The sequence below is a fragment of the Caldinitratiruptor microaerophilus genome (assembly GCF_025999835.1).
Classification (GTDB): Bacteria; Bacillota; Sulfobacillia; order Symbiobacteriales; family ZC4RG38; genus Caldinitratiruptor; species Caldinitratiruptor microaerophilus.
In genome coordinates this window covers 2,961,086-2,979,256 of record NZ_AP025628.1, presented here as the reverse complement: position 1 = coordinate 2,979,256, position 18,171 = coordinate 2,961,086, and the positions used below count along the sequence as shown (strand labels likewise).

Genomic DNA, 18,171 nt, shown 5'->3' with positions numbered 1-18,171 from the left:
GCGCCAACGCCTCCCCGGTGGAGCTTTCGCCTACAAGTTCGACGTTCTGCCGGGTTTTTCCTGCCGTTCCGTCTCCGACCTGGTCAGGGCAGGTACTTGCGCGGGTCCACCTGCCGGCCGCCCACGATGATCTCGAAGTGCAGGTGCGGGCCGGTGGAAAACCCCGTCGACCCGACCTTGAGGATGGGCTGCCCCTGCTCGACCTGCTGCCCGGCCCGCACGAGGAGGGCGGAGGCGTGGCCGTACCGGGACTTCACCCCGCCGCCGTGGTCGATCACGACGCTGAGGCCGTACCCGCCGTCCCACCCGGCCTCGACCACCCGCCCCGCCCGGGCGGCGACGGCGGTCGTGCCGGCCGGCGCCCCGATGTCGATCCCGGGGTGCACCGAGCCCCAGCGGGGGCCGAAGCCCGAGGTGAGCCGCCCCCGGACGGGCCAGATCCAGCCGCCGCCCGCCCCGCGGACCTCGCCGCGGCTGGCGAGCTGGATCCGGGGCCGGGCGCCGGGGATGATCAGCTCCTGCCCGGGGACGATGGCGCTCTGGACGTCGAGCCCGTTGGCGGCGGCCACCTTGTCCGCGGGGACCCCGTACTGGCGGGCGATCCCCGCGAGGGTCTCGCCGCGCTGGACCTTGTGCACCGCCCTGGAGACGTGGGCGATGACCCGGAGCTCCTGTCCGGGCTGGATCCGTTCCGACGCCAGGTTCGGGTTGGCGGCGAGCAGCGTGTCGGTGTCGGTGCCGAACCGCCGCGCCAGGTCCCAGAGGGTGTCGCCCGGCCGGACGGTGTACGTCAGGAGCCGCGGCGGAGGGGCCGCCTCCGCCTCGTCCCCGGCACGCCCCGGTCGACCCGGGAACCGCGCCGGGACCTCGGCAGCCTGCCCGTCCGGCCCGGCGGCCAGCCAATCCAGCCACCCGGCGGCAAGGGACGGACGCCCGTCGGCGGCCGCGGCGGGGGCGCCGGGCGCGGCGGGCGGGGACGCGCGCAGCCCTTCCGGTACGCCGCGGCCGGAGGTCAGGGCCAGTGCCCCCGCCACCAGGACGACCCCGGCGGCGTAGAAGACCGGCCGTCCGGTCGGGCGTTGGAGGGGCTGCGCGCGGTCCAAGGCGGCATCTCTCCTACGTGACAAACGTCAACACGTCCAGTAGTATAGCACAGGCGCCGACTGCTGTGTACCGGTATGCGGTTGTCGGTTGGCGAGTCACCTTCAAGGTCCTGGAAGTTTAAGCCAGCGGGCCTGGAGGGCAAAGTAAAGGATGCCGGCCCTCTCCAGGGCCGGACGGGCGGCGCACCGCCGGAGGGGACGGGCGGGATGCGGAGGCACTTCCGTATAGACCTGTACGGTAGCAGGATAAACCACTTCGGCAGGCGAATACTGCCTGCGCCAACCTCGTGCCCGTGCCGGAGGTGTGCCTGTGAAACCCCGGCCCGCCGTGCTGGGGGCGACCGCTGCCGCGGCCGCCCTGGCCCTTGCCGCCTGGGGCCTGTCCCTGGCGCGCGGGGCGCCGTCCGCTGAGCCGTCGCCTCCCCCGACCCGCTCCCTCATCCGGGTGGAGTACGGCGGCGAACCGGTCGGGTACGTCGCCGACCGGACCGTGGTCGACGAGGCCGTTTCGGCTCTCCTGGCCGGGATTCCCCCGGAGGGGCGCGCGCCGGTCGACCCCCGCCCGCGCCTTCGCACGGAGGCGGAAGCGGCGCCGGCCTCGACGCCGGTGCTCGACTCCGCCGGCCTGGCGGCCGCCCTGCGGGCCTTCGTGCCGGACGTGACGAAGGCCTGGATGCTGACCGTCGACGGGCGTGAGGTGGTGCCCGTCCGGACCCGGGAGGACGCCGAACGCGTGCTCGCCACCATCCGGGACGACTACCTGCAGCGGGTGCTGCGCGAGGCGTCGCGCGTGGACCAGGTCCGGATCGTCGGCTCGATCGGCTTCGTGGAGCGGTGGGTCCCCGCCAGCGCGGTGCGCACCCCCGAGCAGGCGGCCGAGGTGCTGCGCTTCGGCACCGACCGGAAGATCTTCTACACCGTCAGCCGCGGCGACACGCTGTGGGACATCGCCCGGACCCGGGGCGTGTCCGTGGACGATCTGGTGACAGCCAACCCGGAGATCGACCCGGACCGCCTCCAGCCCGGCCAGCAGATCAGCCTGACCGTCCGAGAGCCCTACATCCACATCGAGAGCACGGAGACCCAGGTCTACGAAGAGGAGATCCCGTTCCCCGAGCACGTCGTGAAGGACCCCGACCTGTGGCCGTGGGAGAGCCGCGTCATCGAGCCCGGGCGGCCGGGGCGGCGCGAGGTCACCGCGCGGGTGGAGCGGCGTGACGGTCAGGTGGTGCGCCGCGAGATCGTCTCCACCCGGCTCCTGGCCGAGCCCCGGCCGGCGCGGGTCGCCCGGGGCACCCGCCAGGCCCCCAAGCTCGGAACCGGCAAGCTGTGCTTCCCCGTGAACGGGCAAATTACATCCGGGTTCGGCTACCGCCGCCGGGACTGGCACCCGGGCATCGACATCGCGGCGCCGAAGGGGACGCCCGTGCACGCGGCCGACGCCGGCACCGTCACCTTCGTCGGCTGGGACGCCGGGTACGGGCTGACGGTGCGGGTCGACCACGGCGGGGGGAACATCGTGACCGTGTACGCGCACCTGTCCTCGGCCGCCGTCAGGGTGGGGGAGACCGTCGAGCGGGGACAGGTGATCGGCCAGGTGGGCAGCACCGGCCGGAGCACCGGGCCGCATCTGCACTTCGAGGTCCGCCTGGAAGGACGGCCTGCCAACCCCCTCGACTTCTACCCGTGACTCCGGCGCCCCGGCCCGCCGCGGTGTCCAGAATCTGGGATCCCGGCCGCAATCCCGGTGTCCGTGAAGCCCGCCCCGGCGGCGGGCTTTCGCTCTCCCGGCCGGCGCCGCTGCCAAGAACTCGCTGCAGGAGCTCCAGAGTGTTTGACGAAGTCTGTAAAACAGAAGGCGCCCCGAACCGTCCTTTCGCCTGACCCCCAACAGGCCCGTGCAAAGGAGGGGGCAGTGTGGAAAAGTCGAGGGAAGCCCGGAGCAAGGCGGATGTGATCCGCTCCTTCCTGGCCGAGTACCAGCCGAAGCTCCCCGAGGCGCGCGGGTTCCTCCAGTTCCTGCTGGCCAAGGAGGAGATCCTCCGCAAGCTCGAGATCGTGTCGGACCTGGAAGGCTGCGCGAACGCGATCCTGGTGTCCGCCAAGGGCTCGGGCGGCTGGCCCTTCTTCTACCGCCGGGGGGACCGGTACTTCTTCAAGACGTCTCAGGCCGTGGTGGACCTGATGCGCTTCGTGCCCCAGCCCCTTTGCGTGTGCCTGGAGACGGGCGCGCCGCCCTGGTCCCCGGAGCGGCAGGAGTTCCTGGAGATGCTGGCGCGCTGGCGCGAGGAGGTTTTCGCCGAGGAGATCGCGCGGGTGAACCGCCGCCAGGACATCCTGGCGCGGATCGACCGGGCGCTCGACCAGGGTGACCAGGACAGCTTCCTGCACTGGAGCGGCGAGCTCCGCCGGCTGGAGTCCAGCTGGCACTGAAGAGCGGTTGTAACGAAACGCTCAGGCCCCTGTCACCGGTCTGTAACGTACGTGCGGTACCATCGGAACCGACGGGACACTTCGCTCTGATGGACCCCCTCTGATCAAGGTGGCCGGCCCAGGCCACGCCCTCCGCCCACGAAAGCGTGGGCGTCTTTTTTTGAGGTGCCGGCATGCACGCCACCACGCCTGGCCGCCGGCGGGCGGGCGAGACGGGGGTCCCCGTCCGGCCGTGAACGGTCGCCCGGTGCGGCTGCGGGCGGTGTGCCGCCCGAGCATGGCCGGCCTCGAGGCCCACATCGCGCGCGCCGGAGGGCGGCGCGCGCCGGCAGGAGACCGGGCCGCCGCCGGGGAATCGAACCGGGAAGGACCGGGGGGGTTTCCGGATGCCGCAGCGGATCCTGGTCGTGGAGGACGAGCGCCCCATCGCCGACATCCTCCGATTCAACCTCGAGCGCGAGGGCTACGAGGTGGAGGTGGCCACGGGCGGGCCCGAGGCCCTCGACAAGGCGCGACGCCTGGCCCCGGACCTGATCATCCTCGACATCATGCTGCCGGGGATGGACGGGTTCCAGGTCTGCCGCGAGGTGCGCTCGTTCAGCTCGGTACCCATCCTCATGCTGACGGCCAAGGAGGCCGAGATCGACAAGGTCGTGGGGCTCGAGCTGGGGGCGGACGACTACGTCACGAAGCCGTTCAGCCCCCGCGAGCTGCTCGCCCGGGTCCGTGCCGTGCTGCGGCGCACCCAGCCGCAGGCCGGCGGGCAGCAGCCGGCCGTGATCCGGGGCGGTGACCTCACGATCGACCTGCAGAGCTACGAGGTCTGGCGGGGGGACAAGCGGATCGAGCTGAGCCCCCGGGAGTTCGACCTGCTCCGGTTCCTCGCCACCCACCCGGGCCAGGTCTTCACCCGGGAGGCCCTCCTGCGCCAGGTGTGGGGTTACGACTACTTCGGCGACGTGCGGACGGTCGACGTGACCGTGCGCCGCCTGCGCGAGAAGATCGAGCCGAACCCCGCCCAGCCGGCGTACATCCGGACCCGGCGCGGGGTGGGGTACTACTTCCAGCGCTTCTGACGGGTACCGCCCGCCCCCACGCCGGGGGGTGCACCCATGTCCCGTTTGTTCCGGTCGCTGCAGGCGCGCCTCGTGCTGGCGTACCTCCTGCTGGTGCTCGTGGCGATGGAGCTCACGGGCGTGTTCCTGCTGGGCTCCCTGGAGTCGTACTACCTCAACTCCTTCCGCACCACGCTGAGCGCCCAGGCGCAGCTGCTGGGCGGCATGGCGATCGCCCACCTGGCGCCGGCGGGCGGGGTGGGGCCGGACCGGCAGGCGATCGCCAACCTCGTCGCGAACTGGCCCGCCGAGACGGGCATCTCCGTGGCGATCCTCGGCTCCGACGGCGAGGTGCTCGGCGCCTCGCGCCGGCAGGCGGCGCTGGTGGGGCAGCGCCTCCAGACCGATGAGATCTCCCACGCCCTGGGTGGATCGGTGGGGGAGCTGGTGGCGCGCGACCCCGAGACGGGCGAGCGCACCATGGTGCGGGCCACGCCGCTCTTCAGCGGCGGCCGGGTGGTCGGGGTCGTCTACCTCAAGGGCTCGCTCGAGCGCAGCGACGAGGTCCTGCGCAACATCCGGCGCCTGGTCCTGGTTGCGACGGGCATCGCCCTGGCCGTGTCCGCCGTCCTCGGCACCGCGCTCGCCCGCACCATCACCGGGCCGGTGCGGGAGCTCACCGCGAAGGCCACCGCGATGGCCCAGGGCCAGTTCGACCAGTCGATCCCCGTCCGTTCCGGGGACGAGGTCGGCCGCCTCGCCGAGACCTTCAACTTCCTGGCCGGGCGCCTGAAGGAGACGCTCGCCGAGATCTCCGGCGAGCGCCAGAAGCTCGAGACCATCCTGGCCTACATGGCCGACGGCCTCGTCGCCCTGGACCGGGAGGGCCGGATCATCAAGGTGAACCCCGCCGCCGCCCGCCTCCTGGGCGCCGACCCGGGCACGCTCACCGGCCTCCGCCCGGCCGAGGCGTGGCCGGACTCCCCGGTCGCCGAGCTCCTCGAGCGCGCCCGCACGCAGGGTGAGTCGGGCAGCCTCGAGCTGCGCCCGCAGGGCGAGCGCGGCCCCGTGCTCGTCGCGGAGGCCACCCCCCTGCGGGGCGAGGGGGACGCCCCGGCCGGCGCCGTGCTGGTCCTGCACGACATCACGGAGCTGCAGCGCCTGGACCAGATGCGCCGGGACTTCGTGGCCAACGTCTCGCACGAGCTGAAGACCCCGCTCACCACGGTCAAGAGCTACGTGGAGACCCTCCTGGACGGGGCCGCGGAGGACCCGGAGCTGCGCACCCGGTTCCTCGGGGTGGTCGAGGCCGAGACGGACCGCATGGTCCGGCTCGTACGGGACCTCCTGCAGCTGAGCCAGCTCGACCAGGGGACGCTGCAGCTGGACCTGCAGCCGGTCAGCCTGCCGGAGCTCGTCGAGGGGGTGCTGGCCCGGCTGAGCCCCGCCTGGTCGCGGCGGCGCCTGGCCGTCGAGTGGGAGTGGGCGCCCGACCTTCCCCTGTGCCTGGCCGACCGGGACCGGCTCGAGCAGGTGGTGCTGAACATCGTCGCCAACGCGGTCGAGTTCACCCCGGAGGGCGGAAGCATCCGCCTGTGGGCGGGGCCGGACCCTGGCGGCGCTCCGGGCAGCCCGGGCTCCTACGTGCGGCTGACCGTCAAGGACACCGGCATCGGCATACCGGCCGAGGACCTGCCCCGCATCTTCGAGCGCTTCTACCGGGTCGACAAGGCGCGGGCCCGGACCCTGGGCGGCACCGGACTCGGGCTGGCGATCGCCAAGCAGATCGTCGAAGCCCTCGGCGGCGACATCCGCATCGCCTCCGAGGTGGGCAAGGGCACGGAGGTCACCGTCCTCCTGCCGGTGGCCGAGGAGGCGGCCGACGAGGAAGGCCCGGCGGAGACCGAACGGGGGGCGACCGCCGGATGAGCGCCCGGGTGTGGAAGGAGCGCCTGCTGAGCCTCCTCCTGGCCGCCGAGGTGGCGCTGAGCGTGGCGCTGACCGTCCTGGCGGCTTCGGCCTCCGCCCGGGCTCCGCTCCTGGCCGAGCGGGCCCGGGTCGCCCCGCCCCCGCCGCCCGGCAGCGAGCCGGACCTCCTGGCCCCGACCCGCGTCTGGGCGCACGCGCCCGGGGGCAGCTACGCCGTGCTCGGCCCGCAGGTGCCTCTCTTCGACCGCCTGTGGGAGGCGCTGCGGGAGGCGACCGCGCGCACCCTGGACCGCTCGCCCTTTCCGGAGCCCGTCGACCCCCTTCAGGTGGAGACCGACCCGGCGGAGGGCTTCGCCGGAGCCGACCTGCCCGTCGAGCTGCCCGCCTCGGCGTGGGCTCAGTTCCTCGTGCAGGGCGGGTCACCCGGGCTCGGGTTCGTGCGCGGGGTGTCCGACGCCTGGGACACTCCGGTGCAGCGCGTGGCCGTGACCCTCGGCGAGGCCGGAGCCGTCTACCTGGTCGGGTCCGGGGGCGCGCTCCGCTTCCCGCTCGGTCCGCGGGCCGGCGACGTGCTGGAGCCGCTGGTGCAGGCAGCGGGAGCGGGCAGCTACCCGGCCTACCGGCCGCTGCCCGTGACCCCGCCCCGCTCTCCCGCCCGCGACGCCGGGCGGCCCGGCCCCGGCAGGGCCCCCGAGGAGCGCTCCGTCGGCGAGGTGCCCCTGGCCGCCGACCCCTGGGTGCTGGTGCCGGTCGAGCCGCCTTACCTGCTCCGCCGGCGCTACGAGGCCCGGCGGCCCGATCCGGCGGACCTGCTTCCCCGGCTTTTCCCCGATCCCTCGGTGGTCCAGGAGATCCAGGAAACCGACGCCACGGTGTACACGGACGGCGGGCGCGCCCTCCGGCTGTACCGCAGCGGGGCCCTCGAGTACACGGCGCCCCGCCAGGAGGACGCGCGCGGCCCGCGCGATCCCGCCCGTGCCCTGGAGGCGGTGCGCGCCTTCGCCACCCCGCGGGGGCTGTGGCCGGCCGGCGCCCGGCTGTCCTCGTTCAGTGCCGGCGAGGAGGTCACCCGCCTCGTGTTCACCATCCCCGGGCCGGTGCTGCCCACCGTGAGCCGTACGCCGCTCCTGGAGGCGCGCGTGGCGGGGGGCACGGTGGTGTCCTTCTTCCGGGCGCCGGAGCTCATCGTGCGTGAGGTCGGGGACGAAGAGCACCTGATCGGCCCCGAGGCCGCCCTGGCAGCTGTCCGGGCGGCACTGGCCGACCCGCAGCCGCGCCTCTTCGCCTTCGGCCTCCACGAGTGGCGGACCGGAGACCCGGTCGGGGCCACCGTGCCGGTCTGGGTGGCCGATTTCGGCAGCGGGCGCCAGGTGTGGGTGGACGCCCGCACGGGGGAGGTGGTCCTGTGGACTGGCCGCGGGCCCGGGCGATCCTCCTCGTGACCTTCACGCTGGTGAACCTGCTCCTCGGGGTGCGCCTGTGGGCCTCGGGCCGGCGTCAGCCCGGGGCCGACCCCGGCCTGGCGTCGCTCCAGCTCTCCGAGGTGCGTGCCCGCCTGGCGGAACAGGGCTTCCGCCTGACCGCCCGCCTCGAGGCGCATCCGCCGGTCCGCCCGCTCCTGCGCCTGAGCCCGCCGGACCCGCGGTCGGTCGAGGCCGTGGCTGCCCGCCTTGCCAGCCCGGGGCCGGGCACGGCCCGGGCGGAGGCGGGCGGCGTGGTGGTCTACCGGCCCGCCCTGCCGTGGGGGAGGGCACCGCGCCCCGGCGACCGGGGAGCCCGGGAGGCCGCCGAGGCGTTCCTGCGGGCGACCGGCCTGGCCTCGTTCGTCGACCTGGCCCCCTCTCGGGTCCGGACGCCGGAACCCGGGCTCGCCGAGGTCGAGTTCGTGCCGCTCCGCTCCGGCTTTCCGGTGTACTCGGGCTGGGTCCGGGTGTCCGTCGGCCCGGCGGGGGTCGTTGAGGCCCGGGCGTTCCTGCCCGGCCTGGACGACCTCCGGGGCGACCCCAAGGGCGTGATCGCCCCGACGGAGGCACTCCTGCGCCTCGCCGGGCAGCTCGCCGCCGGCAGCGCCGGTCGGGGCGCGGACGGCACCGTCACCTTCACGGACGTGCGGCTCGGGTACTACGCGCCGCGGCCCCCCGGCGCGCGGGCCTGGGATGCCGTCGCGGTGTGGCGGGTCCTCACCGATGGGGGAGACGCGTACTACGTCAACGCGTTCACCGGTGAGCTGATGACGGCGCAAGAAGCCGCAAGTTAGATCGGGATGGTGTCCCCGTTCCCGTTCTGGTACACTTCCGTGCTCAGGGGGCACGATGGGTTGAATCAGTTCGACACGCCGCTCTTCACGGGGCTCCTCGCCCACGCGGCGAGAAACCCGATCCAGTTCCACATCCCCGGCCACAAGAAGGGGGCCGGGATGGCGCCGGAGTTCCGCCGGTTCATCGGCGAGAACGCCCTGAGCATCGACCTGATCAACATCGCCCCGCTGGACGACCTCCACAACCCGCACGGGATCATCAAGGAGGCCCAGGCTATCGCCGCCGAGGCCTTCGGGGCCGACGCGACCTTCTTCTCCGTGCAGGGCACGAGCGGCGCGATCATGGCCATGATCATGGCCACCGTGGGGCCGGGGGAGAAGATCCTGGTCCCCCGCAACGTCCACAAGAGCGTGATGAGCGCGATCCTCCTGACCGGCGCCCGGCCGGTCTACATGGCGCCGGACCTCGACACGCGCCTCGGCATCGCCCACGGGGTGAGCGTCGAGACCGTGCGCGACACGCTCGCCGCCCACCCGGACGCCCGCGCCGTGCTGGTGATCAACCCCACGTACTACGGGGTGGCGGCCGACCTCAAGTCGATCGTCGAGGTCGCCCACGCCCACGGGGTCCCGGTGCTGGTCGACGAGGCCCACGGCGTGCACGTGCACTTCCACGAGCGGCTGCCGCTGTCGGCCATGCAGGCGGGCGCCGACATGTCGGCGACCAGCGTCCACAAGCTCGGCGGGGCGCTGACGCAGGCCTCGGTCCTGAACGTGCGGGAAGGGCTCGTCACGGCCTCCCGGGTGCAGGCGGTGCTCTCGCTTCTCCACACGACGAGCACGTCCTACCTGCTCCTCGCCTCCCTGGACGTCGCCCGCAAGCACCTGGCGACCCGGGGGCGGGACCTCCTCAGCCGGGCCATCGCCCTGGCCGACCAGGCCCGGGCGGAGATCGGCCGCATCCCGGGGCTGTACTGCCTGGGGCCCGATGCGATCGGCCTCACCTCGGCCCGGTTCGACTACGACCCCACCAAGCTCTGCATCTCCGTGAAGGAGCTGGGTGTGACGGGCGCGGAGGTCGAGCAGACCCTCCGTGAGGAGTTCAACATCGAGATCGAGCTGAGCGACCTCTACAACATCCTCTGCGTGGTGTCGATTGGCGATACCGAGTTCGAGATCCGGGCCCTGGTGGACGCGCTGCGGGCGATCGCCGAGCGCCACTACCGCCGCCGCCCGGCCAACCACGTGCGGGTCCGTCTGCCCGAGCTACCCGAGCTCGTCATGACGCCCCGGGAGGCGTTCTACGCCCCCAGCGAGGCGGTGCCCCTGGCCGAGTCGGAGGGCCGGATCTCCGCCGAGTTCGTGATGGTCTACCCGCCCGGCATCCCGATCCTGGCCCCGGGGGAGATCATCACCTCCGGCAACATCGCCTACATCCTCGACCACCTGGCGGCCGGGTACCCCGTGCAGGGGCCGGAGGACGAGACGCTGCGCGAGATCCGCGTGGTCCGCCGGGGCTGACGCCGGGCGATCAGGTTCCGGCGCCGCCTGCCAGCCGGATGAGCAGGTCGCCGGCCTCCACGGCCTCGCCGGGGTGCACGAGCACGGCCTCCACGCGCCCGTCGGCCGGCGAGGTGATGACGGTCTCCATCTTCATCGCCTCGATCACGACCAGCTGCTCGCCCTTCCGCACCTCGTCGCCGGGCTCGACCAGCACCTTGAGAATCTTGCCCGGCATCGAGGCGCCCACGTGGCGGGGGTTGCCCCGCTCGGCCCGGGGGCGCACCGGCAGGGCCGAGGCCGCCTGCCGGTCCCGGATCCGCACCTCCCGCGGCGTCCCGTTCAGCTCGAAGTAGACGATCCGGGTGCCGTCCGGCATGGGCTCGCCCACGGCGGTGAGCTTGATGATGAGGGTCTTCCCCGGTTCGATCTCCACCGCCACCTGCTCGCCGTGGCGCAGGCCGTACAGGAAGGTGGGGGTGTCGAGGACGGACGTGTCCCCGTACTCTTCGTGGTGGCGGAGGTAGTCGAGCACGACCTGGGGGAAGAGGAGGTAGGAGACGACCTCCCGCTCGGCGGGCGGCCGGCCTGTGCGGGCGGCCAGCGCCGCCCGCGCCGCGTCGAAGTCGGCCGGCGGCAGGAGCGCCCCCGGCCGCCCCCGGATGGGCTCCTCGCCCCGGAGCACGGCCCGCTGCAGCTCTTCGGGGAACCCGTACGGGGGCTGGCCCAGGAGGCCGCGGAAGAAGTCGACCACCGACTGCGGGAAGTCGAGCTCGGGCGCCCGGCGCACGAGCTCTGCCGGCGTCAGGCCCTGTTGCACCAGGAAGAGGGCGAAGTCGCCCACCATCTTCGAGGACGGGGTGACCTTGATGAGCTCGCCGAGGAGTTCGTCCACCTGCGCATAGGCCCGGACGACCTCCGGCCACCGGTCCCCGAGCCCCAGCGCCTCGGCCTGCTGCCGCAGGTTGGTGAACTGCCCGCCGGGGACCTGGTGGCGGTACACGGAGGCGTTCGGGGCGTTCGAGCCGCCCTCGAACGGGAAGTAGTAGGTCCGCACGACCTCCCAGTAGTCGGACAGGGCCTGGAGGCGGTCCAGGTCGATTCCCGTGGCCCGGTCGGTACCCTCCAGGGCGGCGACCACAGCGTTCAGGCTCGGCTGGGACGTGCCGCCCGCCATGGCGCCGAGGGCCGCGTCGGCGATGTCCACCCCCGCCTCGGCGGCCTTGAGCACCGCCGCCACTCCGGCGCCGGCCGTGTCGTGGGTGTGCAGGTGGACGGGGAGGCCCACCTCCTCCTTCAGCGCTTTCACCAGCCGGTAGGCCGCCTGGGGCTTGAGGAGCCCGGCCATGTCCTTGATGGCCAGCATGTGCGCGCCGGCCCGCTCGATCTCCTTCGCCAGCCGCACGTAGTAGCGGAGGTCGTAGCGGGTGCGGTGCGGGTCCAGGATGTCGCCGGTGTAACACAGGGCCACCTCTGCCACCTTGCTCGCCGCCCGGACGGCGTCGATGGCGACCTCCATGTTCGGCAGGTAGTTGAGGCTGTCGAAGATGCGGAAGATGTCGATGCCCGCCGCGGCGGCCTCGCGCACGAAGGCCCGCACGACGTTGTCGGGGTAGCTGCCGTACCCCACCACGCTCTGGCCGCGCAGAAGCATCATGAAGAGGACGTGGGGGATCCGGCGGCGAAGGGCCGCCAGGCGTTCCCACGGGTCTTCCTTGAGGAAGCGGTACGCCGTGTCGAAGGTGGCGCCGCCCCAGCACTCCAGCGCGAAGAGGTCGGGGGCCAGGCGGCCGGTGGCCTCGGCGATGCGGAGGATGTCGTGGGAGCGCACCCGCGTGGCGAGCAGGGACTGGTGGGCGTCCCGCATGGTCGTGTCGCAGAGGAGGAGCCGCTTCTGCGCCCGCACCCAGCCGGCCAGGGCTTCCGGCCCGTCCCGGTCCAGGATCGCCTTGGCCGTGGGGGGCGGGGTCCAGTCGGGGTCCGGGGGCGGCACCGGTGCGGGACGGAGGTTCGGCTTGCGGGTGCCGGGCCGGACCCCCTCGGAGCCGTTCACCACCACGTGGGCGATGTAGCGCAGGAGCCGGGTCCCCCGGTCCCGCCGGGGCGGGAACTGGAGGAGTTCGGGGTGGGAGTCGATGAACCCGGTGTCCACCCGCCCGGCCAGGAAGTCGGGGTGGGTGACGACGTTCTCCAGGAAGGGGATGTTCGTCTTGACCCCGCGCACCCGGAACTCCTGCAGCGCCCGGTGCATCTTGCGGGCCGCCTGCTCGAAGGTGAGGGCCCAGGTGCTGAGCTTGACCAGGAGGGAGTCGTAGTGTGGGGTGATCTCGGCGCCGGCGTGGCCGCCCCCCACGTCGAGGCGCACGCCGAACCCGCCGGGGGCGCGGAAGGCCGTGATGCGGCCGGTGTCCGGGAGGAAGGCGTTCTCGGGGTCCTCCGTCGTGACCCGGCACTGGATGGCGTACCCCCGGGGGACCAATCGCTCCGGGTCGGGCAGGATCGGCCCGAGCTCCGAGAGGAGGTAGCCCTCCGCCAGGCGGATCTGCGCCTGGACGATGTCGACCCCGAGGATCAGCTCGGTGATGGTGTGCTCGACCTGGATGCGGGGGTTGACCTCGATGAAGTAGAAGCGCCCCTCGCGGTCGACGAGGAACTCCACGGTGCCCGCGTTCACGTACCCCGCCCGGGTCATGAGGGCCACGGCGGCCTGGCAGATGGCCTCCCGGAGCCCGGGGTCCAGGCGGACGGCCGGCGCCACCTCCACCACCTTCTGATGGCGGCGCTGGACCGAGCAGTCCCGCTCCCACAGGTGGATGACCCGGCCCGACCGGTCCCCCAGGACCTGCACCTCGATGTGCCGGGGGCTCTGCACCAGGCGCTCCAGGTACACCGAGCCGTCGCCGAAGGCGGCCCGGGCCTCGGAGCGGGCGCTCTCCAGGGCAAGGAGGAGTTCCGCTTCGCCCCGGACCACCCGCATCCCCCGGCCGCCGCCCCCGGCCACCGCCTTGACGATGACCGGGTACCCGTGCTCCCGGGCGAAGGCGAGCGCTTCCGCCTCCGACGCCACGGGCTCGTCGGTGCCGGGGACGACGGGCAGGCCGGCCTCCCGGGCGAGGCGGCGGGCGGCCACCTTGTCGCCGAAGAGTTCCAGGTGGCGCGGCTCGGGGCCGATGAAGGCGATCCCCGCCTCCTCGCAGCGGCGGGCGAAAACCGGGTTCTCCGCCAGGAAGCCGTAACCCGGGTGGATGGCGTCCACCTGCTTCTGGCGCGCGAGCCGCAGGATGCCGTCGATGTCGAGGTAGGCAGCGACGGGCGACTGGCCCTCCCCGACGAGGTACGCCTCGTCCGCCTTGTACCGGTGCAGGGACAGGGTGTCCGCCTCGCTGTAGATGGCGACGGTCTGCTTGCCGAGTTCCGTGCACGCCTGGAAGATCCGGGTCGCGATCTCGCCCCGATTCGCCACGAGCACCCGCCGGAACTCCCGCCGGTGGGCCACAGGCGCACCTCCCAGCCGGACGCCATGTTCAAGTTGTCTGCATCATAGTCAGCGTGCCGGCGGACTGTCAACGGCTGATGAGCACCATCGCCGACATGGCGGGCAACGCGATCCGGCGGGCAGTCCTGCACCAGGAGATGGAGGAGTCGTACCTCCAGATGATCCTGGCGCTGTCGAACGCGATCGATGCCAAGCATACGTACACCGGGGGGCACGGCGAGCACCTGGCGGAACTCGCAGAGGCCGTCGCAAGGGAGATGGGCTGCTCGGAGGCGGAGTGCGAGGTCGTGAAGTGGGGGGCTCATAACTGCTCCATAAATCCTCAACATGTCTTGACATATCCACTCACAGCATGTAGGATTTGGATATGCAGGTCTCAATCGGAAAGGCTGCCAGAGAACTTGGTGTCTCCGCCGAGACCCTGCGCCGGTGGGAGGCGGCAGGCAAGATCCGGGCGGAACGGACGCCGGGCGGGCATCGCCGGTACGACCTGGCCGTGCTGCGCGGCCTGGTTCCGCGGGCCCCGCAGCAGCAGGACCGGATCACCATCGCCTACGCCCGCGTGTCCAGCCACGATCAGAAGGCCGACCTGGACCGCCAGGTCGCCCTCCTGGAAGCCTTCTGTGCCGCCAACGGCTGGCGGTATGAGGTCATCCGGGATCTGGGGTCCGGCCTCAACTGCCACAAGCGGGGCCTGCGGGAGCGGATCCGCCGGATCTGCACCGGACGGGTGGGCCGGCTCGTGGTCACCCACAAGGACCGCCTGCTGCGCTTCGGATCGGAGCTGGTCTTCTCCCTGCGCGAGCACTTCGGCACGGAGGTGGTGATCCTGGGCGCGTCCGAGGAGGCGTCCTTCGAGGAGGAGCTGGTGCAGGACGTGCTGGAGATCATCACGGTCTTCTCCGCCCGGCTGTACGGCAGCCGCAGCCGGAAGAACCGGGAGGTCATGCAGCGGCTGAAGGAGGCGGCCGATGCGATCCGCCCTGAAGATGCGGCTTGAAGTGGACGGGCACACCGCGGCGGTGCTGGACGGGCAGTCCCGGATCGCCAACTGGCTCTACAACCGCCTGCTGGAAGAGGCAAACGCGCTGCGGCAGCGGTTCCGGGAGACCCGGGACCCGGATGCGGCGCGTGTCCTGTACACCGAGCGGGGCCTGCGGGATCGGATTCCCGCTTTGAAGCAGGAATTCCCCTTCCTTCGGACGGTCCACTCGTCGGTGCTGAAGAACGCGGCCCTGCGGCTGAGCTGGGCGATCCGGGAACACCAGAAGGGCCGCCACGGACGACGGGTCCGTGGGGTGCGCTGGCCGCGGTTCCGGCCGTGGAAGCGGAAATGGTTCTCGCTCCTGTACGACGAGCCCTGGAAGGGCTATGCCCTGCACGGCCGGATGCTGGAACTGTCCCTGGGACAGTCGCTGGACCCCGAATCGGGCCGGCGGCGGCGGGTCCACGTCACCGTCCGGCTGGCCGAGCCGCCGCCGGACTGGTTCCGTCACGACATGGTGCGGCAGCTTCGCATCACCAAGGAGGGGAGGATCTACTATGCCGTCTTCACCGTGGAGCGGGTGCTTCCGGACACGCGGCCCGCAGGCCGGATCATCGCCATCGACCCGAACCACAGGAACCTGGGGTACGGGGTGGACACGGAAGGCGTGGCGACGGAGATCGCCAACCCGTGGTTCCTGAAGGCGCTGGACCGGCGGATCGACGAGGTGAAGTCGCTGCGGGACCGGTGCCGGCGGAAGTCGGTCCGGGTGGTCCGCCCCGGCGGGTCGGTGTCCTGGCGGCCGTCCCGGCGGTGGCAGAGGCTGAACGCTGTGTTGGATGAATTGTGGCGGGTGCGCCGAGAGCAGACGAAGGTGTACCTGCGCACGGTGGCCAACCGGCTGTACCGGGAGTACGACGGGGTGTTCGTGGGGGACTACACGCCGCACGGCGGCGGAATCAGCACCAAGATGCGCCGGGCCATGAACAACCAGTCGCTGATCGGGCGGTTCAAGGAGACCCTGGCGTGGACGGCGGCGCGGTCGGGGAAGGTCTACGGCGTCTGGGAGGAACGCGGCACGACGCGGACGTGCGGCGCGTGCGGCAGCGCGGCGCCGGACGGGATTCCTCCCGAAGTGCGGCAGTGGACCTGCCCAGACTGCGGGACGCGCCACATCCGGGACGAGAACGCCGCCCTGAACGGCCTGGCGCGGGTGCTGGCAAAGTTTGGGGTGCCCTGCTCGGGCCACCTGGGAGGTCATGTGGCCGTCCGGACCAGGCGGGCCTGGCGGTTCGACGGCCTAGGCATCCGGGAGATGCCGAGGGCCGCCGGCGGGCGGGTGGATGATCACGCCGCCAGCCGCCAGGAAATCAAATGCGGAGCATGACAGCTCCAAACCCAAACCTGCGTGTTGAGGTTTGTGTGGGTTTGGGAGAGCGGCCGCTTGCATCCCCCCGACGTACGATGGTGCAGAACGGGCTCAGGGGGGCTCCGCCGGATGGTGTTCGTCTTCGTCCAGAGGGGGGAGACGCTCTACAGCATCGCCCGCAGGTACCGCACCACCGTGCACGCCATCGTCGCCGCGAACGGGATCGAGGACCCCAACGCCGTCGCCCCCGGGCAGGCCCTGATCATCCCCGGACCCGCCGAGGTGCCGGTGCCGCCGCCGGGCGGCATCACGCATCTCGTGCGGCCCGGGGAGACCGTCTTTCACCTGGCGCGGCGGTTCGGTTCCACCCCGGCCGAGATCGTGCGCGCCAACCACCTGGCCCACCCGGAGTTCATCCTGCCCGGCCAGCAGCTCGTGATCCCCGAGCGTCCCGGAGCGGGCGACGAGTGGCCTTTCTGGGGGCGCACCCCCGACCGCCGGTCGGCGGGGGCCGGCCCCTCCCCCGCGCGGGCGGCTCCGGCCTGGGAGGCCGGGCCCCGGGTCCCGGGGAGGGTTCGGCCCTCCCCGCCGGTGGTGCGGTACGGCCGCGTCTACGCCGGCCTCGGCGACGGGGCGTATGCCTGCTGGGATCTGGCCACCGGCCGTGCCCGCTGGCGGCTGGACCTGGACCCTGCGCCCGGCACTGCCCTGGCGGCCCCGGCCGTCTTCGACGGCCTCGTCTACCTGGCGGCGCCGGACGGGCTCGTCCTCGCGGTCGACGCCTTCCGGGGCGGCATCGTCTGGCGGACCCGGGCCGGTGACGGGCCCGCGCAGGCCCCGGCGGTCGCCGAGGGGCTCCTCCTCGTGGCCGCCGGCCAGGTCCTGTGGGCGCTGGAGGTGAAGACCGGCGCCCGCGTGTGGCGCCACGAGGCGAAGGAAGGGATCGCCCTGGCGCCGGCGGCGACCGAGGCCGGCGTGTATGCCGTCCTGGGGGACGAGGTCGTGGCCCTGGCGCCGCAGACGGGCGAAGTGCTGTGGCGGCACGCCGCCGCACCCCACGTGCCGCCGGCATGCGCCGGCGATCTCCTCCTGATCGGCGGCCAGGCGCGGCGCGCCGCCGACGGCGTCCTGCGCTGGTCGGTGGCGGAGCCGGCGCCCCCCGCCGTGGCGGGCGAGGTGGCCGTCTACCCGGGCGGGGCGGTCGACCTCAGGACCGGCGAGTACCGCTGGCAGGTGGCCGGGCCGCACGGGGACGATTCAGCGCCCCCGGACCCCTTGCCGGTGGCGGTGGCGGGCACGCTTGCGCTGGGCGCGGGGCCCGGACCCTGCCTCGTCGCCCGCTCACTGGCCGGCGGCGCTCCGGTCTGGGAGCACCCGCTGCCGGCACCGCCCGCCGCCCAGCCCGCCGTGGTGCCCGGCTTCGTGGCGCTCACCCTCGCCGACGGCCGGCTCGTCACCCTCAAGCTGGAGCGGGAGAGCGCCTGTGCCCGCGCTACCGGCGCGAGCGCAGGCTGACCGAATAGCCCGAGCCCTCGTGGCGGCAGACTACCTCCAGCCAAACCCACGGCTGGAGGAGTTGGTTCTGTTGCGGAGGCGATGGCGCCTGGCAGCCGCCCTCGGGCTCCTGGTCGTCGCGGCCGTCACCCTGGCCCCACCGGCCGGCGAGCCGGCCGAGGCCCGCGGGCGGTGGCGCCACAACAACCTGCGGCTCCTGGCCATGGCGGTCTGCGGCGAGGCACGGGGGGAGCCGTACGAGGGCAAGGTGGCCGTCGCCGCGGTGATCCTGAACCGGGTGGACAGCCGCCGCTTCCCGAACACCATCGCCGGCGTGGTGTACGAGCCGCTGGCGTTCGAATCCGTGGCGAACGGGCAGATCTACCGCAACGTCACGGCCGAGTGCTGGCGCGCGGCCCGCGACGCCCTGAACGGGTGGGATCCGAGCTACGGCTCGCTGTACTTCTTCAACCCCGCCAAGACGCGCAACCGCTTCATCTGGTCGCGCCCGCAGGTACGGCGGATCGGCAAGCACATCTTCGCCCGATAG

The 18,171-nt window shown here is 72.8% G+C and carries 13 protein-coding genes; 11 read left to right on the top strand and 2 right to left on the bottom strand.

Going from position 1 to position 18,171, the window contains the following annotated elements; all coding sequences use genetic code 11:
* Positions 1 to 83 precede the first annotated feature (83 nt).
* Complete coding sequence (locus tag caldi_RS14405) at positions 84 to 1,103, bottom strand: peptidoglycan DD-metalloendopeptidase family protein (protein WP_264842449.1); 1,020 nt, start codon at positions 1,101 to 1,103, stop codon at positions 84 to 86.
* Positions 1,104 to 1,413: 310 nt separating this feature from the next.
* On the opposite strand from caldi_RS14405, the gene caldi_RS17680 reads away from it, so the two are divergent.
* From caldi_RS17680 to caldi_RS14365, 7 genes are all read left to right on the top strand, one after another.
* Positions 1,414 to 2,793 (top strand): M23 family metallopeptidase, encoded by a 1,380-nt coding sequence (locus caldi_RS17680; RefSeq protein WP_319951768.1) that lies wholly within the window; start codon positions 1,414 to 1,416, stop codon positions 2,791 to 2,793.
* A 227-nt stretch (positions 2,794 to 3,020) separates the two neighbouring features.
* Positions 3,021 to 3,536 carry a YpiB family protein gene (locus caldi_RS14390; RefSeq protein ID WP_264842448.1) on the top strand — a complete coding sequence of 172 codons (516 nt, stop codon included), beginning with the start codon at positions 3,021 to 3,023 and terminating at the stop codon, positions 3,534 to 3,536.
* Between the two features lie 386 nt (positions 3,537 to 3,922).
* Positions 3,923 to 4,612, top strand: a complete 690-nt coding sequence (locus caldi_RS14385; protein ID WP_264842447.1) for a response regulator transcription factor — start codon at positions 3,923 to 3,925, stop codon at positions 4,610 to 4,612.
* Positions 4,613 to 4,648: 36 nt separating this feature from the next.
* Positions 4,649 to 6,520, top strand: coding sequence for a HAMP domain-containing sensor histidine kinase (locus tag caldi_RS14380; RefSeq protein WP_264842446.1), 1,872 nt, complete (start codon positions 4,649 to 4,651; stop codon positions 6,518 to 6,520).
* Positions 6,517 to 7,962: a hypothetical protein gene (locus caldi_RS14375; protein ID WP_264842445.1), complete on the top strand. Its 1,446-nt coding sequence runs from the start codon at positions 6,517 to 6,519 to the stop codon at positions 7,960 to 7,962. The genes caldi_RS14380 and caldi_RS14375 overlap by 4 nt, the downstream gene beginning before the upstream one ends.
* Positions 7,926 to 8,777 carry a hypothetical protein gene (locus tag caldi_RS14370; protein ID WP_264842444.1) on the top strand — a complete coding sequence of 284 codons (852 nt, stop codon included), beginning with the start codon at positions 7,926 to 7,928 and terminating at the stop codon, positions 8,775 to 8,777. Before caldi_RS14375 ends, caldi_RS14370 begins: the two co-directional genes overlap by 37 nt.
* A gap of 60 nt (positions 8,778 to 8,837) precedes the next feature.
* Entirely contained in the window at positions 8,838 to 10,298 is a 1,461-nt protein-coding gene (locus caldi_RS14365; protein WP_264842443.1) for an aminotransferase class I/II-fold pyridoxal phosphate-dependent enzyme, read from the top strand.
* A 10-nt stretch (positions 10,299 to 10,308) separates the two neighbouring features.
* Here caldi_RS14365 and caldi_RS14360 read toward each other — a convergent pair whose 3' ends face one another.
* A complete protein-coding gene (locus caldi_RS14360) occupies positions 10,309 to 13,773 on the bottom strand; it encodes a pyruvate carboxylase (protein ID WP_264842442.1) in 3,465 nt (1,154 codons plus the stop codon).
* A 361-nt stretch (positions 13,774 to 14,134) separates the two neighbouring features.
* Between caldi_RS14360 and caldi_RS14355 the strand changes: the two genes are divergently transcribed.
* The 4 genes from caldi_RS14355 (at position 14,135) to caldi_RS14340 (ending at position 18,171) form a co-directional block, all read left to right on the top strand.
* Positions 14,135 to 14,773 (top strand): IS607 family transposase, encoded by a 639-nt coding sequence (locus tag caldi_RS14355; RefSeq protein WP_264842441.1) that lies wholly within the window; start codon positions 14,135 to 14,137, stop codon positions 14,771 to 14,773.
* Positions 14,745 to 16,145: an RNA-guided endonuclease InsQ/TnpB family protein gene (locus tag caldi_RS14350; protein ID WP_264842440.1), complete on the top strand. Its 1,401-nt coding sequence runs from the start codon at positions 14,745 to 14,747 to the stop codon at positions 16,143 to 16,145. Before caldi_RS14355 ends, caldi_RS14350 begins: the two co-directional genes overlap by 29 nt.
* A gap of 111 nt (positions 16,146 to 16,256) precedes the next feature.
* A complete protein-coding gene (locus caldi_RS14345) occupies positions 16,257 to 17,642 on the top strand; it encodes an outer membrane protein assembly factor BamB family protein (RefSeq protein WP_264842439.1) in 1,386 nt (461 codons plus the stop codon).
* 70 nt (positions 17,643 to 17,712) lie between these two features.
* Entirely contained in the window at positions 17,713 to 18,171 is a 459-nt protein-coding gene (locus caldi_RS14340; protein WP_264842438.1) for a cell wall hydrolase, read from the top strand.